Genomic DNA, 623 nt, shown 5'->3' with positions numbered 1-623 from the left:
CTTGAGACCGTGACTGCGTACCTTTTGTATAATGGGTCAGCGACTTACGTTTTGTAGCGAGGTTAAGCGAATAGCGGAGCCGTAGGGAAACCGAGTGTTAACTGCGCGTTTAGTTGCAAGGCGTAGACCCGAAACCCGGTGATCTAGCCATGGGCAGGTTGAAGGTTGAGTAACATCAACTGGAGGACCGAACCGACTAATGTTGAAAAATTAGCGGATGACTTGTGGCTGGGGGTGAAAGGCCAATCAAACCGGGAGATATCTGGTTCTCCTCGAAAGCTATTTAGGTAGCGCCTCGGACGAACACCTTTGGGGGTAGAGCACTGTTAAGGCTAGGGGGTCATCCCGACTTACCAACCCTTTGCAAACTCCGAATACCAAAGAGTGCTATCCGGGAGACAGACGGCGGGTGCTAACGTCCGTCGTCAAAAGGGAAACAACCCAGACCGTCAGCTAAGGTCCCAAAGTAATTGCTAAGTGGGAAACGATGTGGGAAGGCTTAGACAGCTAGGATGTTGGCTTAGAAGCAGCCATCATTTAAAGAAAGCGTAATAGCTCACTAGTCGAGTCGGCCTGCGCGGAAGATGTAACGGGGCTAAGCAATTCACCGAAGCTACGGGTGT

1 rRNA gene is annotated in these 623 nt (G+C 51.0%); it reads left to right on the top strand.

Features of this window, described 5'->3' with window-relative positions:
- A 23S ribosomal RNA gene (locus KJI95_RS19400) occupies positions 1-623 on the top strand; the annotation flags it as partial.

It is taken from the genome of Shewanella jiangmenensis (assembly GCF_018596335.1).
GTDB lineage: Bacteria > Pseudomonadota > Gammaproteobacteria > Enterobacterales > Shewanellaceae > Shewanella > Shewanella jiangmenensis.
The sequence above is the reverse complement of the archived record's forward strand: the minus strand, read 5'-3'. Positions and strand labels throughout refer to the sequence as shown.